At 69.5% G+C, this 23,921-nt stretch carries 24 protein-coding genes; 14 read left to right on the top strand and 10 right to left on the bottom strand.

Going from position 1 to position 23,921, the window contains the following annotated elements; genetic code table 11:
• From HXX10_RS24415 to HXX10_RS24395, 5 genes are all read left to right on the top strand, one after another.
• The coding region (locus tag HXX10_RS24415) for a hypothetical protein (RefSeq protein ID WP_296525878.1) at positions 1–285 on the top strand (285 nt) is incomplete at its 5' end.
• A 3-nt stretch (positions 286–288) separates the two neighbouring features.
• The gene (locus HXX10_RS24410; RefSeq protein WP_296525877.1) at positions 289–669 is read left to right on the top strand and encodes a S4 domain-containing protein; all 381 of its coding nucleotides are present in this window, start codon (positions 289–291) and stop codon (positions 667–669) included.
• Between the two features lie 231 nt (positions 670–900).
• The gene (gene fdxA / locus HXX10_RS24405; protein WP_296525876.1) at positions 901–1,236 is read left to right on the top strand and encodes a ferredoxin FdxA; all 336 of its coding nucleotides are present in this window, start codon (positions 901–903) and stop codon (positions 1,234–1,236) included.
• A gap of 241 nt (positions 1,237–1,477) precedes the next feature.
• Positions 1,478–2,512 carry a CarD family transcriptional regulator gene (locus tag HXX10_RS24400; RefSeq protein ID WP_296525875.1) on the top strand — a complete coding sequence of 345 codons (1,035 nt, stop codon included), beginning with the start codon at positions 1,478–1,480 and terminating at the stop codon, positions 2,510–2,512.
• Between the two features lie 265 nt (positions 2,513–2,777).
• Positions 2,778–4,355 (top strand): toll/interleukin-1 receptor domain-containing protein, encoded by a 1,578-nt coding sequence (locus tag HXX10_RS24395; RefSeq protein WP_296525874.1) that lies wholly within the window; start codon positions 2,778–2,780, stop codon positions 4,353–4,355.
• A gap of 30 nt (positions 4,356–4,385) precedes the next feature.
• Here HXX10_RS24395 and HXX10_RS24390 read toward each other — a convergent pair whose 3' ends face one another.
• From HXX10_RS24390 to HXX10_RS24370, 5 genes are all read right to left on the bottom strand, one after another.
• Positions 4,386–4,739: a hypothetical protein gene (locus tag HXX10_RS24390; protein ID WP_296525873.1), complete on the bottom strand. Its 354-nt coding sequence runs from the start codon at positions 4,737–4,739 to the stop codon at positions 4,386–4,388.
• 57 nt (positions 4,740–4,796) lie between these two features.
• Positions 4,797–5,855 (bottom strand): esterase-like activity of phytase family protein, encoded by a 1,059-nt coding sequence (locus HXX10_RS24385; RefSeq protein WP_296525872.1) that lies wholly within the window; start codon positions 5,853–5,855, stop codon positions 4,797–4,799.
• Positions 5,852–7,750, bottom strand: a complete 1,899-nt coding sequence (gene cobT, locus HXX10_RS24380; RefSeq protein ID WP_296525871.1) for a cobaltochelatase subunit CobT — start codon at positions 7,748–7,750, stop codon at positions 5,852–5,854. Before cobT ends, HXX10_RS24385 begins: the two co-directional genes overlap by 4 nt.
• Positions 7,751–7,873: 123 nt before the next feature.
• The gene (cobS, locus tag HXX10_RS24375) at positions 7,874–8,860 is read right to left on the bottom strand and encodes a cobaltochelatase subunit CobS (protein ID WP_296525870.1); all 987 of its coding nucleotides are present in this window, start codon (positions 8,858–8,860) and stop codon (positions 7,874–7,876) included.
• 259 nt (positions 8,861–9,119) lie between these two features.
• On the bottom strand, positions 9,120–9,746 hold the full coding sequence (locus tag HXX10_RS24370) for a J domain-containing protein (protein WP_296525869.1): 627 nt from the start codon (positions 9,744–9,746) through the stop codon (positions 9,120–9,122).
• 123 nt (positions 9,747–9,869) lie between these two features.
• Between HXX10_RS24370 and HXX10_RS24365 the strand changes: the two genes are divergently transcribed.
• Positions 9,870–10,139, top strand: coding sequence for a BolA family transcriptional regulator (locus tag HXX10_RS24365; protein WP_296525868.1), 270 nt, complete (start codon positions 9,870–9,872; stop codon positions 10,137–10,139).
• 183 nt (positions 10,140–10,322) lie between these two features.
• On the opposite strand, the gene HXX10_RS24360 is transcribed toward HXX10_RS24365, so the two are convergent.
• From HXX10_RS24360 to HXX10_RS24350, 3 genes are all read right to left on the bottom strand, one after another.
• Complete coding sequence (locus tag HXX10_RS24360; RefSeq protein ID WP_296525867.1) at positions 10,323–11,615, bottom strand: HlyC/CorC family transporter; 1,293 nt, start codon at positions 11,613–11,615, stop codon at positions 10,323–10,325.
• Between the two features lie 205 nt (positions 11,616–11,820).
• Positions 11,821–12,948: a 3-dehydroquinate synthase gene (gene aroB, locus HXX10_RS24355; protein WP_296525866.1), complete on the bottom strand. Its 1,128-nt coding sequence runs from the start codon at positions 12,946–12,948 to the stop codon at positions 11,821–11,823.
• A complete protein-coding gene (locus HXX10_RS24350) occupies positions 12,945–13,631 on the bottom strand; it encodes a shikimate kinase (protein ID WP_296525865.1) in 687 nt (228 codons plus the stop codon). Before HXX10_RS24350 ends, aroB begins: the two co-directional genes overlap by 4 nt.
• A gap of 257 nt (positions 13,632–13,888) precedes the next feature.
• On the opposite strand from HXX10_RS24350, the gene HXX10_RS24345 reads away from it, so the two are divergent.
• The 5 genes from HXX10_RS24345 (at position 13,889) to HXX10_RS24325 (ending at position 18,029) form a co-directional block, all read left to right on the top strand.
• Entirely contained in the window at positions 13,889–14,485 is a 597-nt protein-coding gene (locus HXX10_RS24345; RefSeq protein ID WP_296525864.1) for a Spy/CpxP family protein refolding chaperone, read from the top strand.
• Positions 14,486–14,601: 116 nt separating this feature from the next.
• On the top strand, positions 14,602–15,291 hold the full coding sequence (locus HXX10_RS24340; RefSeq protein WP_296525863.1) for a response regulator transcription factor: 690 nt from the start codon (positions 14,602–14,604) through the stop codon (positions 15,289–15,291).
• A gap of 188 nt (positions 15,292–15,479) precedes the next feature.
• A complete protein-coding gene (locus tag HXX10_RS24335; protein ID WP_296525862.1) occupies positions 15,480–16,724 on the top strand; it encodes an ATP-binding protein in 1,245 nt (414 codons plus the stop codon).
• A gap of 103 nt (positions 16,725–16,827) precedes the next feature.
• A complete protein-coding gene (locus HXX10_RS24330; RefSeq protein ID WP_296525861.1) occupies positions 16,828–16,980 on the top strand; it encodes a histidine kinase in 153 nt (50 codons plus the stop codon).
• 5 nt (positions 16,981–16,985) lie between these two features.
• Positions 16,986–18,029, top strand: a complete 1,044-nt coding sequence (locus HXX10_RS24325; RefSeq protein ID WP_296525860.1) for a site-specific tyrosine recombinase XerD — start codon at positions 16,986–16,988, stop codon at positions 18,027–18,029.
• Positions 18,030–18,267: 238 nt separating this feature from the next.
• Here HXX10_RS24325 and HXX10_RS24320 read toward each other — a convergent pair whose 3' ends face one another.
• Positions 18,268–19,023, bottom strand: a complete 756-nt coding sequence (locus HXX10_RS24320) for an SDR family oxidoreductase (protein ID WP_296525859.1) — start codon at positions 19,021–19,023, stop codon at positions 18,268–18,270.
• 142 nt (positions 19,024–19,165) lie between these two features.
• On the opposite strand from HXX10_RS24320, the gene HXX10_RS24315 reads away from it, so the two are divergent.
• From HXX10_RS24315 to HXX10_RS24305, 3 genes are all read left to right on the top strand, one after another.
• Positions 19,166–20,056: an AraC family transcriptional regulator gene (locus HXX10_RS24315; RefSeq protein ID WP_296525858.1), complete on the top strand. Its 891-nt coding sequence runs from the start codon at positions 19,166–19,168 to the stop codon at positions 20,054–20,056.
• Positions 20,057–20,154: 98 nt separating this feature from the next.
• A complete protein-coding gene (locus HXX10_RS24310) occupies positions 20,155–21,111 on the top strand; it encodes an acetyl-CoA carboxylase carboxyltransferase subunit alpha (protein WP_296525857.1) in 957 nt (318 codons plus the stop codon).
• A 328-nt stretch (positions 21,112–21,439) separates the two neighbouring features.
• A complete protein-coding gene (locus tag HXX10_RS24305; RefSeq protein ID WP_296525856.1) occupies positions 21,440–22,810 on the top strand; it encodes a murein L,D-transpeptidase family protein in 1,371 nt (456 codons plus the stop codon).
• Between the two features lie 21 nt (positions 22,811–22,831).
• Here the strand turns inward: HXX10_RS24305 and HXX10_RS24300 are convergent, their stop codons facing one another.
• Positions 22,832–23,914 carry a DUF2336 domain-containing protein gene (locus HXX10_RS24300; protein WP_296525855.1) on the bottom strand — a complete coding sequence of 361 codons (1,083 nt, stop codon included), beginning with the start codon at positions 23,912–23,914 and terminating at the stop codon, positions 22,832–22,834.
• Positions 23,915–23,921 lie beyond the last annotated feature (7 nt).

Genomic DNA, 23,921 nt, shown 5'->3' with positions numbered 1-23,921 from the left:
GGTTCGGGCGGTCCTGGCCAGGACCGTCCGGGCCAGGACCGCCCGAACCAGGACCGTCCGAACCAGGAGCGCCACGGGCGCGGCCAGGACCGCTCCGACCGGCCACGACAGGAGGGCGGCCGCCGGCCGGACCGCGGCGACCGCTCGGATCGTCCGCCGCGGACCTATCACAGCCGCGACGAGCGGGCCGACCGGGGCGACAAGCAGCCCGACCCGAACTCGCCGTTCGCCAAGCTCGCCGCCCTCAAGGCGCAGCTCGAGGCCAATGCCAAGGAGCAGCACTGACGCTTGGTCGACCTCGTCCGGCAGCGCATCGACAAGTGGTTGTGGCATGCCCGCGTGGTGCGCACCCGCAGTGCCGCCGCGGCGCTGGCGGCCGGCGGCCAGGTGCGGGTCAACGGGGCCAGGATCGACGCGGCGAGCCGGCCCGTGAAGCTCGGCGACGTGGTGACGATCGCGCTCGACAGCCGGGTCCGGGTGCTCGCCGTGACGGGCTTCGCCGAGCGGCGCGGCTCGGCCACCGACGCCCAGGTCCTGTTCCGCGACGAGGCGCCGCCGGCCGCGGCCACGCCTGCCGAGGCGTCGCCGGCGGTCCGCGAGCCCGGAGCCGGGCGGCCGACCAAGCGCGACCGCCGCTCGCTCGACCGGCTGCGCGGCGACGAGCCCTGACTTTTTTGCTCCCATGGTGAAGACGGCCGGCGGGCGGGACAGCCTGGATCCGGTGCGAGGGGCGCGTCGGAGAGCGCGCGAATCGATCGCATCGGAGCGGTGATAAAATACCGAAAAGGCTTACGGCTGGCGGGGTTTTCGGCTGCTGTCCGCAGCACTTCGCTTGCGCCCGCGGTGGCGATGCGCTACCCACTCGCCGAACCGGCCGCGAGTGGCCGGCCGGAGTCGAGCATGACCTACGTCGTTACTGAAAACTGCATTAAATGCAAGTACATGGACTGCGTCGAGGTGTGTCCCGTCGATTGCTTCTATGAAGGCGAGAACATGCTCGTCATTCACCCCGACGAATGCATCGATTGCGGCGTATGCGAGCCGGAATGCCCGGCCGAGGCGATCAAGCCGGACACCGAGACGGGCCTCGAGCAGTGGCTCGGCCTCAATGCCGAATACGCCAAGAGCTGGCCGAACATCACGGTGAAGCGCGATCCGCCTGCCGATTCCAAGGAGTGGGACGGTAAGCCCGACAAGATGCAGCAGTTCTCGCCAAATCCGGGTGCCGGCGACTGACGCTGCCCTGGCGGTAGCGACTGCAGCAACCGCCAACTCAATAAAATTTAATGTTCATTTGCTGTGGTGATGGCCGAATGCCGCACCGCACGGATTTGTTTTTTGCAAAGAATGTGATATATAAGCATCACACATGAGATCGCGGCCCCGAACGCTCCCTCCCGGGAGCATATTTTTTCGGGGCGTCCTGGGGAACCGTCAGACGGAGGCGCGTCTTTCCGCGAGAAAGCGCGCGAGCACAGTGGCAGGCAAAACTCGTCACAAGTCGAAGCTCAAGAAGAGCACCGCAAAGACCTCCTCGAAGGCGTCCACCACCAAGGCGTCCGGCAAGGCGACGGCGGCAGCCCGTCGGCGGACGACCAAGACGACGCGCGCTCATGTGCGCCACGGCAACCCGGCAGCCAAACCGGCGGTCCGGGCCGAGAAGCCCTCGGTCCGGCCGGCGAAGCCGGTCGCCAAGACGACTTTGAAGACGACTTTGAAGACGACTTTGAAGACGACAGACAAGCCGACCGCCAAGTCGACTTCGAAGACGATAGCCAAGCCGACCGCCAAGACGATCCACAAGCCGAGCGCCGAGACGATCCACAAGCCGACCGCCGAGGCGACCGTCCATGCGGCCGTCAAGGCCCCGGCCAAACCAGCCGCCCGCCCCCGGGTGGAAGACCACGGCAAAAAGCCGGAGGTTGAAGGAGCAGTTCCCGGAATGACCAACAAGAAGACGACCCAGCGTCAAGGTTTCAAGACGAGCGAGTTCATCGTCTATCCGGCGCACGGCGTGGGCCAGATCACGGCGATCGAGGAGCAGGAGGTCGCAGGCCACAAGCTCGAGCTGTTCGTCATCAATTTTGTCAAGGACAAGATGACGCTGCGGGTCCCGACCGCGAAGATCGGCGCCGTGGGCATGCGCAAGCTTGCCGAGCCGCCGATCGTCAAGCGGGCGTTGGAAACCCTCAAGGGTCGTGCCCGGGTCAAGCGGACCATGTGGTCCCGCCGTGCCCAGGAATACGAGGCCAAGATCAATTCGGGCAACATCGTCGCCATCGCCGAGGTGGTGCGCGACCTGTTCCGCTCGGAGAGCCAGCCGGAGCAGTCCTATTCCGAGCGGCAGCTCTACGAGGCGGCGCTCGATCGGCTCGCCCGCGAGATCTCGGCCGTGCAGCGGATCACCGACACCGAGTCCGTCAAGGAAATCGAGGCGGCGCTCGCCAAGGGGCCGAAGCGCGGCCCGAAGGGCGCCGAGGAAGACGATGCGGAGGCGGCCGAGGCGGCCTGATCGCCTCGGCGGGCGGCTGCCTGCCCGAATCCTGCCTGCCAATAAAAAGCGCCGGCCCCGCCGGCGCTTTTTTTATGGCGCGGCGCTTTTCCAGCCGGACGGCGAGCGTCGCTTCGCATGCCGCGAAGCGACGGCCGAGGGAGCTGGGCCGCCTTGCGCCGCCGACCTGCGGACGACAATCTTAGATTGCATCAATGGAGTTGATATTACCTACGGCTGCTCTACGCTCGGCGTCCGGCCCAGTCGTGTCAGCACGGAGCCCGCGATGCCCAAGCCGCCGATGCCCAAGCCGCCGAAAGCGCAACCCGAGAAGGGCGGGCTCCGCCCGGCCCAAGGGCCCGTCAGCATCTTCATCAGCTATGCGAGCGAGGACCAGGACCTCGCCAAGGACGTCAACCAGGAGGTGCGCCGGCTGTTTCCGGCGGGCGTCCGCACCTTCTTCGATCGCGCCAGCCTGGAGGCGGGCACGGATTTCCGCGAGGCCATCGACCAGGCCCTCGACTCGGCCGACATCCTGCTGATCCTGTTCTCCGACCAGAGCAAGTCGAGCCACTCCTTCACGGGCTACGAGGCCGGCTTCTTCTCTCGCTCGAAAGCGCAGCGGCCGAGCCTGGCCTCGGGGGTGTCGCGGGTGATCATCCCGTTCTGCATCGGCAGCAAGGCGCCCGCCGCCACCTTCAACCTGCAGCACATCAACGTCGACACCGAGGAGGTCATCAGCCTGTTCGAGGAGCCGACCAGCTTCCTGCGCAAGGAGCCGCGGCCGCTCGACGACGACAACCCGGTGCTGAAGCTGCTCACCCGGATCGCCCAGATCGTCGCCCAGGTCACCGACCTCGGCGACCAGGACGCCATGCGGGCCAACATCCGCGACGCGGCGGAGCGGCTGTACCAGCGCATCTTCAGGTATCTGCAGACCCGCAAGTGGCAGGAGGACATTCCCGAGCGCAAGATCATCATCCGCACCGGCGTCGCGACCCCGGACCGCGCCGACCAGCTCGCCCAGGCGACCATCGATCTGGAGGGCGGCTCGTTCGGTCTGTTCGGCATCGCCGAGACGCCAACCCGCAGCTTCGCCTGGACGCAGTTCCTGGCGATGATCACGCCGTCCGAGCTCGCCGCCGCCTGGGCCGAGGGCCTCAAGCTGATGGTGTCGGCGGCCCTCGACCGCGACTTCGACGACAACTACCACGTCGTCTCCAGCGTGAAGGGCGACAAGGCGTTCCGCCTGTTCGTCTCGCGCGTGGTGACGTTCTACAACGGCAACACCGAAATCCACATCTACGTGCTGGAGATGAAGCACAAGGACTACGGCGACGAGCTGACGAGCCGTCTCCTCAAGGGCATCTCGGTCGGTCTGCAGTTCCGCTTCCTGGTGCTGGAGCCGCAGAGCCCGTTCACGGTGGCAAAGCTCAGCTATCCGACCGTCAAGATGAAGCCGGCCGTCACCGAGCTCCTGGCCCAGATCCGCGTGATCCTGCGCGACTGCCGCAACGCGCGGCTGGAGGATCCCGACATCCTGGAGCGGATCTTCGGCGACGACGGGCCGACCATCGTGAAGCGCAATCTCGAGACCTGGGAGGAGACGCTGAAGCGTCTCGACACGGCGGCGCACGATCTGCTCGCCACGGCCAGCCCCGATGCCGGGCCGGCCAAGGACGGCTTCCTCGCTGCGCTCGCCGGCTTCGCCGAGAACACCGACGCCATGAACCGCGAGTTCACGGCCCGCGCCCTGCAGGCGCTGGCCGAGGAGATCAGCGACATCACCGGCGCCGGCGCGCACGGACATGCCCGGCCGCTGCCGCCCGTGAAAGGCACGCCGCCCTACAAGAGGATGGGGTGATCGCGACGCAAGACACCTCATCAAGAATCATTAGCGCGCGTCGCGGCGTCTCCGCGTCATGTCAGAAATCAGAAGTGCGGTTAGGATCGCGTGAAGGACGACCGCCGGCCACAGCAACACGCCGGTCGAACCACCGATCAAACCGAGGGAGGCAAGATAGAGCGCGACCAAGGCGTTGTAGGTCAACATGCCGACCACCGGCGGACCCGGCCAGCAGGCAATTCCCAAAGCGATCAGGGCGATGCCGGCGACGCGCGCGACCGAGATGGCGATGCCCGTCAGTGCCTCGCCGAACACCAACTGCCCGGCCAGCGACGGATCGATCAGCAACGCCGATCCGGCAGCGCATTCTACGACAGTCGTGACGATCAGCACCCGTTTCATGGCAAGGCGTCCCCTCTGACATGCTTGTCGCGTTCGCGCATGGCACCGTACAGCGCGCTACTCGTCCGCCAGGGAAAATTGCAGCAGCAGGGTGCGTTGCAGGAACGAGAAATTGTCGTCCGAGACGATCGTCAGCACGGTTTCGCCGGTCGGCGTCACATGCGTGCTGATCGCCTCCATGTTGTCGATCTGAAAGCCCATGTCGGCGAAGAAAATCTCCGGCCCGTCGACCAGCGCGCCCGGGGCGAGCGTCGCCAGCGCGATCCGCCGCAGCCGCATGGCGATGCCGGTCGTCCAGGTGAAGCGGCGCTCCAGCAGCAACAGGTCGCCGTCCGGCAGCATGGTCGCGTCGCTGATGTCGAAGCCGTCGCGGCGCGCCACTGTGAACAGGCCCGGCCGTGGCCCGCCGATCAGCGCCGCCTTGATGTTGCCGGCCGGGTCGAGCGCCCGCTCGCTGATGGCGATCAGGGTGCCGGCGAGCGGCGACGGCTTCGGCACGAAGACCAGCGCCTCGATGCCGCGATTGGTGGGCAGTCCTTGCAGCCCGGCCGGCCACGGCGTCAGGCGGGCCGGCGCGGCGACGCCCTGGCGGGCGAAGTCGAAGCGCACGATGCGGTTGACGCGCTCGATCCCGACATAGAGGACGCCCTGGTCCTCGGCCAGCGACTCGGTGTCGTACCAGCCGCGCGCCACCAGCGTGCGGCCGTCGGGCCCGAGCATCGCCGCCATGGCGGCGTCGGCGATGCCGACCGGGCGGCTGCCGTCGTAGACGATGCGGCCGGTCAGCCAGTCGGCCTTGTCGCTGATCGCGACGAAGCGCTCGGCGTCGAGCATCTTCAGCCCGGAGATGCCGCCGAACGCCTTGTGGCGCGAGGAGAGCTCCATGCCGCCGCGGAACTGCAGGCGGCCGAAGCGGACGCGGTCCGGCTTGCCCGGCTCGAAGGCCGTGAAGGGCCGCGCCTCCACCGTGATGGGCTCGCCCCGCGTGGCGACGACGGCCGGATCGGGTTCGGCCCGGCCGACCGGGGTGAGGGCGCCGGTCACCAGCAGCGCGAGAAGCGCCCCGGCGAGCACCAGGCCGGCCGTGCTCCCGCGGGGACGGCCGCGGCCGCTCACGCGTCGAGCCGGCGCTTGGTGCGCTGGCGCCGCTCGCGCGACATCGCCTGCTCGTCGAACAGCTCGGCGAGCTTGTCGGTCATCACGCCGCCGAGCTCCTCGGCGTCGACGATGGTGACGGCGCGGCGGTAGTAGCGCGTCACGTCGTGGCCGATGCCGACGGCGATCAGCTCGACGGGCGAGCGCTGCTCGATCTCCTCGATGATGAAGCGAAGGTGCCGCTCGAGATAGTTGCCGGAGTTCACCGACAGCGTCGAGTCGTCGACCGGCGCACCGTCCGAGATCATCATCAGGATCTTGCGCTGCTCGGACCGTGCCAGCAGGCGCTTGTGCGCCCAATCGAGCGCCTCGCCGTCGATGTTCTCCTTGAGCAGGCCCTCGCGCATCATCAGGCCGAGATTGCGGCGGGCCCGGCGCCACGGCGCGTCGGCCGATTTGTAGACGATGTGGCGCAGGTCGTTCAGCCGGCCCGGATTGGCCGGCTTGCCGGCGGCGAGCCACGCCTCGCGCGCCTGCCCGCCCTTCCAGGCCCGGGTCGTGAAGCCGAGGATCTCGACCTTGACGCCGCAGCGCTCCAGCGTCCGTGCCAGGATGTCGGCGCAGGTCGCCGCCACCGTGATGGGGCGCCCGCGCATGGATCCGGAGTTGTCGATCAGCAGCGTCACCACGGTGTCGCGGAAGTCGGTGTCCTTCTCGTGCTTGAACGAGAGCGGATGCATCGGATCGATGACGATGCGGGTGAGCCGCGCCGGATCGAGCTGCCCCTCCTCGAGGTCGAACTCCCAGGAGCGGTTCTGCTGCGCCATCAGCCGGCGCTGCAGCCGGTTGGCGAGGCGGGCGACGACCCCCTGCAGATGGGCGAGCTGCTTGTCGAGATAGCCGCGCAGCCGCTCGAGCTCCTCGGGCTCGCACAGATCCTCGGCCCCCATCACCTCGTCGTACTTGGTGACGAAGGGCTTGTAGGCGGGCCCGCGCGGCTCGTTGCGCCGGTCGCGCATGCGCCACGGCTCGGAGGCGGACTCCGGCTCGCCGGCGTCGGCGTCCTCGGGGAGGTCGGCGGAGGGTGCGTCGAGCGCCTCGGCCGAGCTTTCCGGCAGGTCGTCGGCGGAGGCGTCGGCCTCCTCGACGGTCGATCGCTCCATGTCGTCGCTTTCGGAGGACTCGCCGTCCTGGCCCTGATCGTCCTTCTGGCCCTCGTTGTCTTTCTGGTCGGCATCGTCCTCGTCGTCGGAGCGGCCGCGCTCGTCGCCCATGTCGAGCGAGTCCAGCAGGTCGTGGACGACGTCGCCGAAGCGCCGCTGGTCCTCCAGAAACTTGCCGAGCTTGTCGAGATCGCGGCCCGCCTTCTCCTCGATCACCGGGCGCCACAGCTCGACGATCGTGCGGGCCGCCAGCGGCGGCGTCGCACCGGTCAGCCGCTCGCGCACGATCATGGCGAGGGCGTCCTCGAGCGGCGCGTCGGCGCGGTCGGTGATGTCCTCGTAGCGGCCGCGGTGATAGCGGTCGTTCAGCATGGCGCCGAGATTGCCGGCGACGCCGACCATGCGCTTGGCGCCGATCGCCTCGACGCGGGCCTGCTCGACCGCCTCGAACACGGCGCGGGCCTGCTGGCCGCCCGGCATCAGCTTCCGGTGGACCGCATTGTCGTGGCAGGCCATGCGCAGCGCGATGGCGTCGGCATGGCCGCGCACCACGGCCGCATCCTCGGGCGTGAACTTGCGCGGTGGCTCGGGCAGCCGCGCCTTGTTGCCGGCCGCGCCCGGCCGGTCGGCGGCGAACTGCACCTCGAGGTCGGGCTTGCGGGCGATCGCCCGCAGGCAGACGCCGACGGCCCGCTTGAACGGCTCGTTGGGCGCTTCCTTGCCGCCTTTGCCCTTGGTGGTGTTCGACGCCATATCGGGTACCGCTTTGTGCCCCACACTCCGCTCATTCCCGCGAAAGCGGGAATCCAGCGCGTCTTGCCGTGTCGTCCCGGGTCCCCGCGTTCGCGGGGACGAGCGGATCAGGACGAAGGCGCCTCAGCTCAGCGCGACGTTGACGGACGATTCCGGCAGCTCCTGACCGAAGCAGCGCTGGTAGAACTCGGCGACCAGCGGCCGCTCGAGCTCGTCGCACTTGTTCAGGAAGGTGACCCGGAACGAGAAGCCGATGTCCTTGAAGATGTCCGAGTTCTCGGCCCAGGTGATCACGGTGCGCGGGCTCATCACGGTCGACAGGTCGCCGTTCATGAAGGCGTTGCGGGTGAGGTCGGCGACCCGCACCATCTTGCCGACGATGTCGCGGCCCTTCTCGTTGCGGTAGTGCTTCGCCTTGGCGAGCACGATCTCGACCTCGTTGTCGTGCGGCAGGTAGTTCAGCGTCGTCACGATCGACCAGCGGTCCATCTGGCCCTGGTTGATCTGTTGGGTGCCGTGATAGAGGCCCGAAGTGTCGCCGAGCCCGACCGTGTTGGCGGTGGCGAACAGGCGGAAGCACGGATGCGGCTTGATCACCTTGTTCTGGTCGAGCAGCGTCAGGCGGCCCGACACTTCGAGCACGCGCTGGATCACGAACATCACGTCGGGGCGCCCGGCGTCGTACTCGTCGAAGCACAGCGCCACGTTGTGCTGCAGCGCCCATGGCAGGATGCCGTCGCGGAACTCCGTGATCTGCTGGCCCTCGTGGATCACGATGGCGTCCTTGCCGATCAGGTCGATGCGGCTGATGTGGCTGTCGAGATTGACGCGCACGCAGGGCCAGTTCAGCCTTGCGGCGACCTGCTCGATATGGGTCGACTTGCCGGTGCCGTGATAGCCCGTGACCATGACGCGGCGGTTGCGGGCGAAGCCGGCCAGGATGGCGAGCGTGGTCGGACGGTCGAAGCGGTAGTCGGCGTCGATGTCCGGGACGTGCTCGTCCGGCTCCGAGTAGGCTGGAACCTCCAGGTCGGAGTCGATTCCAAAGAGCTGTCGGACCGACACCTTCATGTCGGGCAGCCCGGCCACGGCTTCAGTTGCGGCAGTCATTGCTCCTCCTGGCCCCGGCGGGGGCGGGGCATGCGGCATCGGCGGCGTCTCGTCCAGCCGCCCGTTTATTTAGCAGACCGTCCGCTTGGCGCGAAAGCGGTCTCTAAAACTGGTCTACGGGCGGGAGCTTATCCCGATATGGGGTGGAGCGAAGGGCGGTGCATCATCCATAAACGCAACACGCCCTGCTTCGTCCCACATGGCTCGTCCACTTGGCTCGACTACCTGGCTCGCGGCCGCCGGGGCGGCGCTCGGCCGGTCAGCACAGTCCGGTCGACTTCAGATAATTGTAGGCCTCCAGGATTTCCCGCAACTTCTCCTCGGAGCCGCGGTCGCCGCCGTTTGCGTCGGGATGGTGGCGCTTCACCAACTCCTTGAATCGGCACTTGATTTCAGTCCGGCCGACGCCCGGATCGAGACCCAGCGCGTGCAGGGCCTTGCGCTCGCCATTGCGGACCGAGCGGCGCTCCTGCTCGGCCTGCGCGTGCGCCGGGTCAGGGCGCGCGCCGGGACCGAACTCGCGGTGAAAATCGAACGGGTCGTTGGGGTCGCCGCCGAACACGGTGTCGGGACGGAAGCGGCGGGTGCGCGGATTGCCGGCGAGCCCGAGCTTCCAGGTCGGACGGTGGCCCGTCACGGCATCCTTCTGGTACTCGGCGACCGCCATATCGCTCATGCCGGCGAAGAAATTGTAGTTGTGATTGTACTCGCGGACATGGTCGAGACAGAACCGCCAGTACTCGCGCGCCTGCGTCCGGCCCTTGGGGGCGCGGTGGGTCGCGACTCCGCAGCAGCCCGGCCACTCGCAGGCCGGTCCTTCGACGGGACGCCGGTCGCGCTCGGGCTTGACGCGAATGCGGTCGAACAGGGGTGAGTCGAACTTCATCACGGGCCATTATGGACGTCGACCGAACCCCCGCAAGATTGACAGGGGTCGGACGATGTGCTCGCCGACGGTCAGGACGTGGGACGGAGCGTTGACGGGATCGTCTCTAACATAGGATGCACCATGCTGGTTCGCGACCTTATGACGGAAAAGCTTTCAGCCGCGTTCTCGCCCGTGCGCCTCGAGGTGATCGACGAGTCCGATCGCCACGAGGGCCACGCCGGCGCGCGGCCGGGCGGCCAGACCCACTTTCGCGTGCGCATCGTCGCCGAGGCGTTCCGGGGCAAGAGCCGGCTCGACCGGCACCGGGCCATCAACCAGGCGCTCGCCGCCGAGATCGCCGGCGGCGTCCATGCGCTGGCCATCGAGGCCGCCGCGCCGGGCGAGGGCTGACTCTGTCTTCACCCTCCCCTGGAGGGGGAGGGTCGGGGCGCGCGACAGCGCGCACCGGGGTGGGGTGAAGCCACGGATGACGGTGGCGCTGTCACCCCCTCCCGGATCGCTGCGCGATCCGACCTCCCCCCTCCAGGGGGAGGTGATGGAAAGCCGCGGCGCGTTGCTCGGAAATTCTACCGCTCACCCCACCCGCATCAGCGCGCGGCGGCGGGCGAGCGGGGTGATGCGCAGCGAGGTTATGCGGTTGCGCTGGCGGCGCAGCACGTGGAAGCGGAAGCCGTGGAACGTGAAGCTCTGGCCCGGTTCCGGGATCGAGCGCGCCTCGTGGATGACCAGGCCGGCGATCGTGGTGGCGTCGCCGTCGGGCAGGTCCCAGTCCATCACCCGGTTGAGATCGCGGATCGGCACGCCGCCGTCGACGTTCACCGAGCCGTCCGGCTGCGGCCGCACGCCCGGCACCTCGACGTCGTGCTCGTCCGAGATGTCGCCGACGATCTCCTCCAGAATGTCCTCGAGCGTCACCAGCCCCATCATCTCGCCGTACTCGTCGACCACCAGCGCGAAGTGGGTCTTGCGCCGGCGGAACGCCTTGAGCTGCTCGGACAGCGGGCGGATTTCCGGGACGAACCAGGCCGGGCGCACCAGGCTCATCACGTCGATCTTGGTGAAATCACCGTCGGCCGCGTGGATGGCGCGCAGCACGTCCTTGACGTGCAGGATGCCGACGATGTTCTCGGGGCTCCCCTGCCACAGCGGCACGCGGGTCTTCGGGCCCGACAGCACCGTCTCGATGATCTTCTCGGGCGGGTCGGAGGCGTTCGCCATGATGACGTCGGTGCGGTGGATCATCACGTCGGCGACGGTCAGCTCGCGCAGGTCGAGGAGGCCGTCCAGCATGTCGCGGTCGATCTTCTCGACGCCGCCCTCGCGGTGGAACAGGTCGACGGCGCCGCGCAGCTCCTCGTGCGCCGACAGGATCGGGACGGCCTCGCCGATGGTGATGCCGAAGCGCGCCAGGATGAAGCGCACCACCGCGTTGATGGCGCCGAGCACCGGCCCGAGCAACTGGACCGCGAGCGCGATCGGCCGTGCCACCGAGAGGGCGATGCGGTCCGGATTGTCGAACGCCGCGGTCTTCGGCAACACCTCGCAGAACACCACCACCAGCACCGTCATGATCACGGTCGCGTAGACCACCCCGACCTCGCCGAACCAGGCGAGCAGCAGCCCGGTCGCCAGCGACGAGGCGACGATGTTGGCGACATTGTTGCCGATCAGCAGGGCGCCGATCAGCCGCTCGCGGGCGGCGAGAAGCTCGTTGACGATGCCGGCGCGCGAATTGCCGTCGCGGGCGAGCCGCAGCATCGCGGCGCGCGACGAGGCGGTCAGCGCCGTCTCGCTCCCCGAGAAGAAGAACGAGGCGAGCAGGCAGAGCAGCACGGCGGTGACGATCAGCCAGTCGGCGAAGTCCATGGCGGGGTCTCGTAGGGGCGCGACATCCAGTGTGACCTCTCCCCGCGTGCGGGGAGAGGTCGGATGCCGCGCGAAAGCGCGGGATCCGGGTGAGGGGGCGCCTCCGTATCCACGAGACGCCCCCTCACCCCGACCCTCTCCCCGCACGCGGGGAGAGGGAGAGCTGGCGCCGCGACCGCGATGTCAACTCCGACGCGTGCGTCTTTCACGCGAGCTGCGACGCCACGAAGGCGCGCACGTCGTTCGGGTCCACGTCGCGGGTGACGAAGGCCTGGCCGATGCCGCGCACCAGGATGAAGGTGAGCTTGCCGCGCTTCACCTTCTTGTCCTGCGCCATCAGATCCATCATGCGGTCGGCGTCGGGCCAGCGGAACGACACGTCGGCGACCCGGGTCGGCAGGCCGATCTCGGCGAGGTGCTTCTCCACCCGCTCGACGTCGGTCTTCGGCAGCAGGCCGAGCCGCGCCGAGAAGCGGAACGCCAGCACCATGCCGAGCGACACCGCCTCGCCGTGCAGCAGGCGCGCGGAAAATCCGGCCGCCGCCTCGAAGGCATGTCCGAAGGTGTGGCCGAGATTGAGCAGCGCCCGGTCGCCGGTCTCGCGCTCGTCGCGGGCGACGATCGCGGCCTTCATGCGGCAGCAGGTGGCGACCGCGTGCTCGCGGGCCGGGCCGCCGGCAAACAGGTCGTGCGCATTGCTTTCCAGCCAGGTGAAGAAGGCGGCGTCGCCCAAGAGGCCGTATTTCGCCACCTCGGCATAGCCGGCGCGGAACTCGCGCTGCGACAGCGTGTCGAGCAGGCCCGTGTCGGCCACCACCAGGATGGGCTGGTGGAAGGCGCCGACCAGGTTCTTGCCGAGCCGCGAGTTGATCGCCGTCTTGCCGCCGACCGAGGAGTCGACCTGGGCGAGCAGGGTGGTCGGCACCTGGACATAGTCGAGGCCGCGCCGGGTGATCGCCGCGGCGAAGCCGGAGAGGTCGCCGACGACGCCGCCGCCGAGCGCGATCACCACGTCGCCGCGCTCGATCTTGGCGGCCAGAAGCTCGTCGCAGACGCGCTCCAGCGTGGCGAAGCTCTTCGAGCCTTCGCCGGCGGCCACGATCACGCGGGCGCAGGGAATGCCGGCGGTGGCGAGCGTCGCCTCGACGGCGGCGAGATGCAGGGCCGCGACCGTGACGTCGCACACCACGGCGGCCTTGGCGCCGGGCTTGAGTGCGGCGAGCCGCGGACCGAGCGAGGCCAGAAGCCCGCGCCCGATGACGATGTCGTAGGCGCGCTCGCCGAGCGCGACATCGACCAGAACGGGCTCGCCCGGGCGGGTTGGAGCATTCATGACAAGGGTCCTTTTTCGGCCTCCGGCCCGGACTGGGATCCGCATCGCGGCCCAGCCTGCTGATCGACCGTCCGATCGGCCGGCTCGCCAGGCCGTGTCACGCCGAGACGCGCGGCGAGCGCCGCGACGATCTCCTCGACGATGACATCGTGCGGCACCTCGCGGGACTGAATCGTCAGGTCCGCCTCGGCGTAGACGGGATAGCGCTCGGCGATCAGCTTGGCCAGGGTCGCCTCGGGATCGGCGGTCTGCAGCAGCGGCCGGTCGGAGCGGCGGCGGATGCGCCGCAGCAACACGTCGAGCTCGGCGTTCAACCACACCGAGAGGCTGCGGTCGGCGATCAGGTCGCGGGTGCCCGGGTTCATGAAAGCACCGCCGCCGGTCGCCACCACGCGGGGCCCGTCGGCCAGCAGGCGGGTGATCACCCGCGCCTCGCCGGCGCGGAAATAATCCTCGCCATGCTCCTCGAAGATGTCGGGGATCGACATGCCGGCAGCCGCCTCGATCTCGGTGTCGGCATCGACGAAGGGCAGCCCCATGCGGGCGGCGAGCCTTCGGCCGATCGACGACTTGCCGGCCCCCATCATGCCGATCAGCACGAGCGAGCGGCCGTCGAGCGCGCGCGCGACCGCGAGCGCGAGCGGCGACGGCTCGGGAGGGGGGCGCAAGGCGATGTCGGTCATGCGGTCCGGATCATCCGTTCGATGAATGTTCGGTCGATACAACCCCCGGCACCGCCTGTCCATCGGCCGTGCCGGCTCTGCGGCTCGCCCGGCGAGACGCCCGGCGGGTCGTCTTTACAAAACTTTACGTCCCCGAGAAGCCCCCGAAACCGCCGTCCACGACTGTGTCGCCATGGCCGAACGGCCGAGACCCATCGCCACGACGACCGGCGAGGCGAGCGCCCGACGATCGTTGCGACACCACGAGGAGACCTTCCATGACCGACCACCTTCCGGGCCCGCTGCCCGCGTCCGCGTCCCAGCCGCAGGCACCGGCCAAGCGCCGCCGCCTCGCTCCCTATGTGATCGCCGCCGTTCTGGCCGGCGCGGTTGGCCTCGGCGCCTTTGCCACCACGTCGTTCAGCCAGGGCATGGGCATGGGCTTCGGCCCGCATTTCGGCCAAGGCGGCCCTGGTTTCGGCCCCGGCTTCGGCCGCGGCGCCTTCGATCCGGCCCAGGCCGAACAGCGCGCCGATCGCATGGTCCGCCATCTCGCGGTCGAGCTCGACGCGACCAACGAGCAGCAGGACAAGCTGCGCACCATCGTCAAGGCGGCCGTCAAGGACGTGCTGCCGATGCGCGAGAAGCTGATGGCGGCGCGCGGCCAGGCGCGCGATCTCCTGGTCGCCCAGACGGTCGACCGCGCCGCGATCGAGAAGCTGCGGGCCGAGCAGATCACCCTCGCCGACGCCGCCAGCAAGCGCGTCGCCCAGGCGCTCGGCGACGCCGCCGAGGTGCTGACCCCCGAGCAGCGCCGCAAGCTGAACGACCGGCTGCCCCCGGCCGGTTTCATGCGCGGCTGGTCGCGCGGATAAGTCCCCGCCGCCGTCCTGCCGCCGACGGAGCGTCGCCGTTTCCACCCCGGACGGCGACGCTCTACACTGTCGTCTTGGATTCGTGCTCCCGCCGCTGGCCCGCCCACAACCGTTCCATGACCGACCACATCCTGCTGATCGAGGACGACGCCCGGCTCGCCGAGATGGTGAAGAGCTATCTCGGCCAGGCCGGCTTCGACGTCACGGTGGCGGCGACCGGCCAGGCCGGCATCACGCTGCACGGTCGCCATACCTTCGATGCGCTGGTGCTCGACCTGATGCTGCCCGACATCGACGGGCTCGAGGTCTGCCGCACCATCCGGGCGAAGGCCCGCACCCCGATCCTGATGCTGACGGCGCGCGGCGATGCCATGGACCGGGTGATCGGGCTCGAGGTCGGCGCCGACGACTATCTGCCGAAGCCGTTCGAGCCGCGCGAGCTTTTGGCGCGGCTCAAGGCCGTGCTGCGGCGCTCGAAGGGCGGCATGGATCTGGCCGAGGTGATGCGCTTCGGACGCCTGGAGATCGATCTCGGCGCCCGCCAGGCGCGGCTCGACGGCGAGCCCAGGGCGCTGACCAGCTATCAGTTCGAGCTCCTGCTGGTGCTCGCCCGCCATGCCGGCCGGGTGATGACCCGCGAGGCGATCATGGACGAGGTCAAGAACGAGCGGCTGGAGGCCTTCGACCGCTCGATCGACGTGCATGTCTCGCGCATCCGCGCCGCCATCGAGGACGACCCCAAGAAGCCCCGCCGCGTCATCACGGTCCGGGGCGCCGGCTATGTTTTTGCGAAGGCGCAGGAGTGAGGATGTCGGCCCGAGGCGCATGTCGAGCGGATCGCACGCCCTTCACCTCCCCCTGGAGGGGGGAGGTCGGCGGACGAAGTCCGCCGGGAGGGGGTGAACGGCCTCTCCGGTCCGCGGGGCTTCACCCCACCCCGGACGTCCGCTTCGCGGCCGCCCGACCCTCCCCCTCCAGGGGAGGGTGAAGGCTGATGCGCCGCCTCTATCACAAGATCTACCTGACCATCGTCGGCTCGCTGGTGCTGCTGGTGCTGGTCGCCGGCGCCATCTGGCGGTTCGGTCCCGGCGGTCCGCCGGTCGGGCAGGCTTTCGAGATCGCCGGCGAGCTCGCCGCCGTGGCGCTGCCGCCATCGGATGCGCCGCACGCTGCCCAGCAGGACGCGCTCGCCCAGCTCGGCCGCCGGCTGCGCCTCGACATCGCCCTCTACGACGCGACCCTCCAGCCGATCGCCGCGGTCGGCCGGCCGCTGCCGCCACCTGATCCGACCCGCGACTCCGGCCTCGTCTACGGCCCCGGCGGCCCCGCCTGGGTGTTCCGTCTGCCGGACGATCGCTGGCTCGTCGCGCGGCCGCCGCCCCGCCACCGCAGCCCGGTGCTGGCCCTGATGGCGGCGCTGGCCGTGATCGCCCTGGTGGTGGCGGTCGCCGCGTTCCCGGTGGTGCGCGGGCTGACCCGGCGCCTCGAAACCCTGCAGGCCGGCGTCGAGACGCTGGGGGCCGGCCATCTCGCCGCGCGCGTGCCGGTCGAGGGCCGCGACGAGGTTGCCCGCCTGGCGGCGAGCTTCAACCGCGCCGCCACAAGGATCGAGGAGCTGGTCGGGGCGCATCGGCTGCTGCTCGCCAACGCCTCGCACGAGCTGCGCACGCCGCTCGCCCGCATCCGGCTCGGGGTCGAGCTGATGAAGACGCGGCCCGATCCGCGCCACGCCACGGATCTGGAGCGCGACATCGCCGAGCTGGATGGGCTGATCGACGAGATCCTCTTGGCCAGCCGGCTCGATTCCATCGCGACGCCGCCGGCGAGCGAGGAGGTCGATATGCTCGCGCTCGCCGCCGAGGAATGCGCCCGCTGGGACTGCACGCTCGACGGCACGCCGGTGACGCTCGCCGGCGACCCGCGCCTGCTGTGCCGGATGATTCGCAATCTCTTGGAGAACGCCGAGCGCTACGGCGCCCCGCCCGTCCGGGTCGGCCTCGCCGTCGAAGGCCGCCGCGCCGTGCTGACCGTCGCCGACGGCGGGCCTGGCATTCCGGCGGCGCAGCGCGAGCAGGTGTTCGCGCCGTTCTTCCGGCTCGCCGGCGATTCGCGCGGGGCGGGCCTGGGCCTGTCGCTGGTGCGACAGATCGCCCGCCTGCATGGCGGCGACGCGATGGTCGCGCCGGGGCCCGCGACGGCGAGCTGCTTCCGGGTCGAGCTGCCGCTCGCCCGCGCCTGACCGGGGCTCGTCCGTCCGCCGGCCGCGCACGGGCCTTGCCAGGGGCCGGCGAACATGATCGTAGTCGGTATCCCCGACTTGGCCCCGAGGCGCCGCAGGATCCATGCCCAGCCTGTTTCGCTTTCTCGCAGTCGTCGCCGTGATCGGCGGCCTGATCTATGCGGGGATGCTGGCTCTCACCCTGTTCGTCGACGTGAAGCCGCGCGAGATCAGCGTCGCGGTGCCGCCCGATCGCTTCGTCAAGCCGCAGCGCTGACCGCGATGACCCGGACGCCGTCGGCCGCCCCGAAAGCCGCCGCCAAGCCGGCCGCCAAATCCGTCGGAAAGGCCACGCCCGCAAAAGTCCGGCGCGGGCGTCCCAAGAAAGCCCGCACGGTGGTCGACCGCCACGTCGACCTCTTCCTCGACATGATCGCGGCCGAGCGCGGCGCCGGCGCCAACACGCTCGACGCCTATGCGCACGATCTCGCCGACGTCACGGCCCGGCTCGCCGCCATTGGCCGCACCATCGCGGAGGCGCGCACCGAGGATCTGCGGGCCTACCTGGCCGGCCTCGCGGCGCGCGGCTTCAAGCCCACCTCGGTCGCGCGAAAACTGTCGGCGATCCGCCAGCTCTACCGGTTTCTCTATGCCGAGGGGCACCGCAAGGACGACCCCGCCGCCGTCATCGAGGGGCCGCGGCGCGGCCGCACGCTGCCGAAAATCCTGTCGGTCGCCGAGGTCGACCGGCTGATCGGGACGGCGCGGGAGTTGGCGACGCGTCCCGAGCAGCCGGACGGCGAGCGCCGCCGCGCGCTGCGGCTGATCTGCCTGCTCGAGGTTCTCTACGCGACCGGTCTGCGTGTCTCCGAGCTGATCGCGCTGCCGGCGGCGGCGGCGCGGCGCGACGAGCGCATGCTGGTGGTGCGCGGCAAGGGCGACAAGGACCGCATGGTCATCCTCAACGACGCCGCCCGCGCCGCCATGCGGGAGTGGCTCGCGGCGTTGACGGAGGCGGGCCTCGCCGAGGGCGGCAAGTGGCTGTTTCCGTCCTTCGGCGAGAGCGGCCATCTGACCCGCCAGCATGCCGCCCGCGAGCTGAAGGATCTGGCCGTCGCCGCCGGCATCCGCCCCGACCGGATCAGCCCGCACGTGCTGCGCCACGCTTTCGCCAGCCACCTGCTGCAGAACGGCGCCGATCTGCGCTCGGTCCAGATGCTGCTCGGCCATGCCGACATCTCGACGACGCAGATCTACACTCACGTCCTCGAGGAGCGTCTCAAGAGCCTCGTGCGCGACCTCCATCCGCTGGCGGACGAGGAGTAGGGCGGCGCCAGCGGCGGCATCATCACCGACCGTCATTCGTGGTGGCGCGACGCCCCTGAACGACGAACGAACAGATCAGCCGGCTCCCGTGTCATACCAGCGTCACTGGCTTCGCCCCTTCGCGTCATGGCCGGTTTGACCCGGCCATCCATCAAGCTACGGAAAAGAAAGCTTTTTCTCGAGATGGATACGCGGGTCGAGCCCGCGTATGACGACTCAGAGTATATGGCGGCTGGTGTCAGATGCCCTGGCCGCCGGACACCTCGATCCGCTGTGCGTTCACCCATCGGGCGTCTCCGGACAGCAGGCTCGCGATCATCGGGCCGATGTCGTCCGGCAGGCCGGCGCGGCCGAGTGCCGTCATGTCGGCGAAGACCTTGTTGATCTCCCGATTGTCGCGCACCGCGCCGCCGCCGAAGTCGGTCTCGATCGCGCCCGGCGCCACCGTGTTCACGGCGATGCCTCGCCGGCCGAGCTCCTTGGCCATGTAGCGGGTCAGCACCTCGACGGCACCTTTCACGGCCGCGTAGGCGGCGTAGCCCGGGAACGTCACGCGGGTCAGGCCGGAGGACAGGTTCACGATGCGACCGCCGTCGGCGACGAGCGGCAGCAGCGTCTGGGTGAGGAAGTAGACGCCCTTGAAGTGGACGTTCACCAGGCGGTCGAACTGCGCTTCGGTGGTCTCACCGATGAGGGCGCAGTCGCCGTGTCCGGCGTTGTTGACGAGGTGGTCGAACGTCTCGCGTCCGAAGGTGTCGCGCAGCGCCGTTCGCAGGCGCTCGGCGAACGGCGCGAAGGCGGCGACGTCGCCGGTGTCGAGCGGCAGGGCGACGGCCTTGCGGCCCATTGCCTGAATCTCCTGGACGACGGCTTTTGCATCGTCTGCTCGGCTCTGGAAGGTGAGGACGACATCGCCGCCCTGTCGGGCGACGGCGAGGGCGGTGGCGCGCCCGAGGCCGCGGCTGGCACCGGTGACGAGGGTGATCTTGGTCATGGGAGGGGGGGTCCTTTCGTCGTGTGATCGGCGCCCTCGATATGCCGCCTGGACGCCCATCGCGGTTGCCGGAACCTCGACGTTTCTTGCCTGATCCTCCAAAATCGGTGCGGGGCGGGCCGAGACCGGATAGGATCGCGCCATGACGACGCTTCTCGATGCCGTCCGCCGCCACGGCGAGGCCCATGCCGATGCGGCGGGGATCGCCCGCACGCCGATCCCGGGCCTCACGACCGTGCGCGCGACCGCGCCGAGCGATCTCGTCTACGCCATCTCCCGGCCGCTGATCTGCCTTGTGGTGCAGGGGAGCAAGCACGTCACCATGGGGACACGCGGCTTTTCGTTCTCGGCTGACGACTCGCTCCTGATCACGGCCGATGTGCCGACCGTCAGCCAGATCACCCGCGCCAGCACCGCCGCGCCCTATCTGTCGCTGGTGCTCGAGCTGGACCCCGCCGTCGTCGCCGATCTGGCGGCCCGGATGGAGGCGGTGTCCGGGGCCGACCCGTCGCCGGTGCGTGTCGATCTCACCGATGCCGAGGTCGCCGATGCGGCGCTGCGGCTGATGCGGCTGATCGATCGCCCGGCATCGGTGCCGGTGCTGCAGGCGCAGCTCGTGCGCGAGATGCACTACTGGCTGTTGGCCGGCCGGCACGGGACGGCGATCCGTCGGCTTGGTTGGCCGGAAGGCCACGTCCAGCGCGTGGCGCGCGCCGTCGCGGTGCTTCGGGCCGAGTTCGCGCGGCCGTTGCCGGTCGAGCGCCTCGCGGCCGTGGCCGGGATGAGTCCGTCGTCGTTTCACAAGCACTTCCGCGGTGTGACCTCGCTGTCGCCGCTGCAGTTCCAGAAGCAGCTGCGGTTGATCGAGGCGCGGCGGCTGATGCTGTCGGAGGGCGCGTCGGCGAGCAGCGCGGCGTTCGCGGTCGGCTACGAGAGCGTGCCCCAGTTCACCCGGGAGTACGGCCGAATGTTCGGCCTGCCGCCGGTTCGGGACACGAACGCGGCACGGAGCAAGCCCCAGGCGACCGCCTAGGCGGCTTCCCGCTCCCTTGACTTCCGCGGCATCCGGGGGCTTTTCTCCCCCGCCCGCGGCTTCCGCGGGCGGAATCCCACTCGCCGGTCAGACAGTTGATGCGCAGTTATCTCGATTTCGAAAAGCCGGTCGCCGAGCTCGAAGCCAAGATCGAGGAGCTGCGCGTCCTGGAGCAACCGGCCGGCGCCGTCGAGATCGGCGACGAGGTCGCGCGCCTGGAGTCCAAGGCGGCCGACGCGCTGAAGGCCCTCTATGCGAACCTGACGCCCTGGAACAAGACCCAGGTGGCGCGCCATCCGCAGCGGCCGCACTGCCTCGACTATGTCGCCGGGCTGATCTCCGACTTCACGCCGCTCGCCGGCGACCGCAGCTTCGGCGAGGACGAGGCGATCGTCGGCGGCTTCGGCCGCTTCCGTGGCGAGAGCGTCTGCGTCATCGGCCAGGAGAAGGGGTCGTCGACCGAGAGCCGGCTCAAGCGCAATTTCGGCATGGCGATGCCGGAGGGCTACCGCAAGGCGGTGCGCCTGATGGAGCTGGCCGACCATTTCGAGGTGCCGGTGATCACGCTGGTCGACACCGCCGGCGCCTATCCCGGCATCGGCGCCGAGGAGCGCGGCCAGGCCGAGGCGATCGCCCGCTCGACCGCCGCCTGTCTGGCCCTCAAGGTGCCGAGCGTCGCGGTCGTGCTGGGGGAGGGCGGCTCCGGTGGTGCCATCGCCATCGCCACGGCCAACAAGGTTCTGATGCTGGAGCACGCGATCTACAGCGTGATCTCGCCGGAGGGCGCCGCCTCGATCCTGTGGCGCGACAGCGGCAAGGCCCAGGAGGCCGCGACCGGCATGAAGATCACGGCCGACGACCTGCTCAGGTTCGGGGTCATCGACGCCATCATCCGCGAGCCGATGGGCGGCGCCCATCGCGACTGGCCGGCCGCCATCAACGCCACCGGCGACGCCATCGCGGCCGCCTTCGACAGTCTCCGCGAACTCGGGCCCGAGGCGATCCGCCAGCAGCGGCGCGACAAGTTTTTGGCGATCGGCCGTACGCTCGCCTGACGGGCCGACGATCGGCGGCGCACCCTGTGGACGAATCGTTTCCGGCCGTTAACGGTTCGGCAAGGAAGTCGCCGCAAGCTCCCGTCAGTCCCCGGAAATCCGCGATTCACCATACCGGTGAGCGCCAACGCGGCCCCGCCCGGTTGCCTTGCTTAGACCACATCTTAACGCTAACCGGTACTTACGGAATGGGGACGACGAGGGGGAGTGCCGTTTGAACCGTCATACGGCTCTGGTCCGTACGCTCACGGCGTCGGCGGCGATCGCGGCTGCGGTTGCCCTCGCCGGGTGTCAGACCGATGGAATCTCACAGATTCCGAGCAAGGCGATGCAGCCGCTCTCGCGCGAGATGCAGGCCACGCTCGTCAAGAAGGACATGCCGGTCGAGTCGCCGGTCCTTCTCCGAGTCTTCAAGGAAGAGGCGGAACTCGAGGTCTGGAAGCAGGACTCCGCCGGCCAGTACGCCCTCCTCAAGACCTACCCGATCTGCCGCTGGTCGGGTGAGCTCGGCCCCAAGGTCAAGCAGGGCGACCGTCAGGCCCCCGAGGGCTTCTACACGATCACGCCCGGCCAGATGAACCCGAACTCGAGCTTCCATCTCGCGTTCAATCTCGGCTTCCCGAATGCCTACGACAAGGCGAACGACCGCACCGGCGCGTTCCTGATGATCCACGGCGACTGTTCGTCGTCCGGTTGCTACGCCATGACGGACGAGCAGATCTCGGAAATCTACGCGCTCGGCCGCGAAGCCTTCCTGGGCGGCCAGAAATCCTTCCAGGTGCAGGCCTATCCGTTCCGGATGACGGGCCTCAACATGGCCCGCCACCGCAACAGCCCGCACATGGCGTTCTGGCGGATGATCAAGGACGGCAACGACCACTTCGAGGCCACCCGCCAGGAGCCGAAGATCGACGTCTGCGAGAAGCATTACGTCTTCAACGCGACGCCGGTGTCCGGCCGCTTCGACCCGACGGGGCGCTGCCCGGCCTATCAGGTGCCGCAGGACATCACCGCGGCCGTCAAGGACAAGCAGGACCAGGACGAGCACCAGTTCGCGTCCTACGTGGCGCAGGGCGTCCGCACCGTGGCGGTGACGACCGGCAGCGACGGCGGCATGCACCCGACCTTCCTGGCCAAGGTCAACACCAACGAGACCTTCGTCAGCAACGGCCGCAAGGTCGCGTCCCTGCCGCCGTTGAGCCCGGGCGGCAAGCCGACCTATGTGTACCTGCCGACCCAGACGGCAGTCGCCTCCGCCGACCCCGAGACGACGTCGGGCGTGATCGGCAGCACGCGGGTCGCCTCGGCGGACGGCTCCTCGGATTCCAGCATCGGCGCCATCGGCAAGTGGCTCGGTCTCGGCGGCAAGGCCGAGGATACCCCACCGCCGCCCAACCCGAAGCCCACGACGGCCGCCAAGCCGGCCGCCGCGAAGCCAGCGCCGAAGCCGGCGGCGCAGACCATGCTCGCCTCCTCGTCGTCGCGTCCGGTGGCGCTCGGCGCCATCCGGCCGACCCAGGCGCCCGCTCAGGTCCAGGGTCAGTCTCGAGCCGAGGCGAAGCCGCAGGGCACCGCCCAGGCAAAAGCCGAGGCCAAGGCCGACGCCGCACCCGCCGCCTATGCCGGTGCGACGCTGCTGCCCGGCGCCCAGCCGGTCCGTGGCTCGTCGGCCTTCGAGAACCGCTGGGGCGGGATGTAGGGCCGCACGGTCCGGCCGCCGTCACATCAGCCGCTCGATCTCGCTTCGGCTCGCCGACTTGCGCAGCTTGATGAAGCGCACGACGCGCTGTGCCGCCTCACCGGTCAGGTCGATATAGTGCTGGAAGGCGGCGCGCGGGTCGTCCGGCTCGCCGATGGTGGTCGACAGCACGTCCCTCGCATCCGACCAGCCCAGCCCGGCCGCCTTGCACAGGATCAGCATCGCGTCCTCGGAGCGCTGGCGGATCAGGTTGCGCACCGCGACCGCCGGCACGTCGGCCACGGCGGCGAGATCCTCGATGACCGGGCCGCGCTGCTTGAGCCGCACATGCTCGCACAGGCGTGCCTTGAGATTATCCGGCTCCATCCGGACCGAGGGGCCGCCGTGATGCGCGGCGTGCAGGTGGGCATGGACGAGCTGGTCGCCGATCGCCCCGATGGCGTGGTCGAGGCGCGTGCGCACGGCCGGATGGGTCGAGTCGGCGAGGCGCCGCCGGACGATCTCGGTGGCGTTGTGCACCAGGTCGCAGAAAATCGCCGGCGGCACGTCGCTGCGGCCGGCGATGATCTCGGCGAGTTCCTCGTCGCCATGCGCCCGCGCCGCGATGGTGCGCAGGCCGGTTTCGGAGAAGCGCGCGCCGTCGTTCGCCGTGACTTTGCGGGTGACCTCGATATCGCCGCGCTCGACGACGATGTCGGTGACCACCTCGGAGAGATGCTCGCGCGCCGCGATCGCGGCGAGATGGGCCTGGCTCTTAGTGCGCGCGACATCGACCAGGATCTCGTCGGTGAGCCGCGGCGAGTGCTCGAGCACCGGTCCCGAGATGCCGATGTCGTCGTGTCGGCAAAGCCGACCGATTGTGCCGGGCGGCGCGTTGGGCAGCGGCGCGAGCTGCAGGCCCAGGCGGATGAGCGCGTAGCGTTCGACCGTGTCGACGAGCTGCTCCATCACGTCGTCGAACAGCGCGACGTGCTCGTCGCCGAAGCTGTCTGTGCTCGCCAGGAACAAGTCGGTCACGCGGCGCAGCACCTCGCTCCGCCGGGCGCTGGTGCCGGTCGCCAGCGCGCCGGACAGCTCTTCGATCAGGGCCTGTTGTCGGTCCATGGCAACG

The organism is Rhodoplanes sp., from assembly GCF_013377085.1.
In the GTDB taxonomy this organism is placed as follows: Bacteria; Pseudomonadota; Alphaproteobacteria; order Rhizobiales; family Xanthobacteraceae; genus Rhodoplanes.
This window is presented reverse-complemented; position numbering and strand designations above follow the sequence as displayed.

Coding starts and splice junctions, on each gene's coding strand:
- HXX10_RS24335 (WP_296525862.1), top strand. CDS start 15,480: ATGCGCCGCCTCTATCACAAGATCTACCTGACCATCGTCGGCTCGCTG.
- HXX10_RS24320 (WP_296525859.1), bottom strand. CDS start 19,023: ATGACCAAGATCACCCTCGTCACCGGTGCCAGCCGCGGCCTCGGGCGC.
- HXX10_RS24300 (WP_296525855.1), bottom strand. CDS start 23,914: ATGGACCGACAACAGGCCCTGATCGAAGAGCTGTCCGGCGCGCTGGCG.
- HXX10_RS24390 (WP_296525873.1), bottom strand. CDS start 4,739: ATGAAACGGGTGCTGATCGTCACGACTGTCGTAGAATGCGCTGCCGGA.
- HXX10_RS24340 (WP_296525863.1), top strand. CDS start 14,602: ATGACCGACCACATCCTGCTGATCGAGGACGACGCCCGGCTCGCCGAG.
- HXX10_RS24310 (WP_296525857.1), top strand. CDS start 20,155: ATGCGCAGTTATCTCGATTTCGAAAAGCCGGTCGCCGAGCTCGAAGCC.
- HXX10_RS24360 (WP_296525867.1), bottom strand. CDS start 11,615: ATGGACTTCGCCGACTGGCTGATCGTCACCGCCGTGCTGCTCTGCCTG.
- HXX10_RS24345 (WP_296525864.1), top strand. CDS start 13,889: ATGACCGACCACCTTCCGGGCCCGCTGCCCGCGTCCGCGTCCCAGCCG.
- HXX10_RS24315 (WP_296525858.1), top strand. CDS start 19,166: ATGACGACGCTTCTCGATGCCGTCCGCCGCCACGGCGAGGCCCATGCC.
- fdxA (WP_296525876.1), top strand. CDS start 901: ATGACCTACGTCGTTACTGAAAACTGCATTAAATGCAAGTACATGGAC.
- HXX10_RS24370 (WP_296525869.1), bottom strand. CDS start 9,746: ATGAAGTTCGACTCACCCCTGTTCGACCGCATTCGCGTCAAGCCCGAG.
- HXX10_RS24350 (WP_296525865.1), bottom strand. CDS start 13,631: ATGACCGACATCGCCTTGCGCCCCCCTCCCGAGCCGTCGCCGCTCGCG.
- HXX10_RS24330 (WP_296525861.1), top strand. CDS start 16,828: ATGCCCAGCCTGTTTCGCTTTCTCGCAGTCGTCGCCGTGATCGGCGGC.
- cobT (WP_296525871.1), bottom strand. CDS start 7,750: ATGGCGTCGAACACCACCAAGGGCAAAGGCGGCAAGGAAGCGCCCAAC.
- aroB (WP_296525866.1), bottom strand. CDS start 12,948: ATGAATGCTCCAACCCGCCCGGGCGAGCCCGTTCTGGTCGATGTCGCG.
- HXX10_RS24365 (WP_296525868.1), top strand. CDS start 9,870: ATGCTGGTTCGCGACCTTATGACGGAAAAGCTTTCAGCCGCGTTCTCG.
- cobS (WP_296525870.1), bottom strand. CDS start 8,860: ATGACTGCCGCAACTGAAGCCGTGGCCGGGCTGCCCGACATGAAGGTG.
- HXX10_RS24395 (WP_296525874.1), top strand. CDS start 2,778: ATGCCCAAGCCGCCGATGCCCAAGCCGCCGAAAGCGCAACCCGAGAAG.
- HXX10_RS24325 (WP_296525860.1), top strand. CDS start 16,986: ATGACCCGGACGCCGTCGGCCGCCCCGAAAGCCGCCGCCAAGCCGGCC.
- HXX10_RS24305 (WP_296525856.1), top strand. CDS start 21,440: ATGCAGCCGCTCTCGCGCGAGATGCAGGCCACGCTCGTCAAGAAGGAC.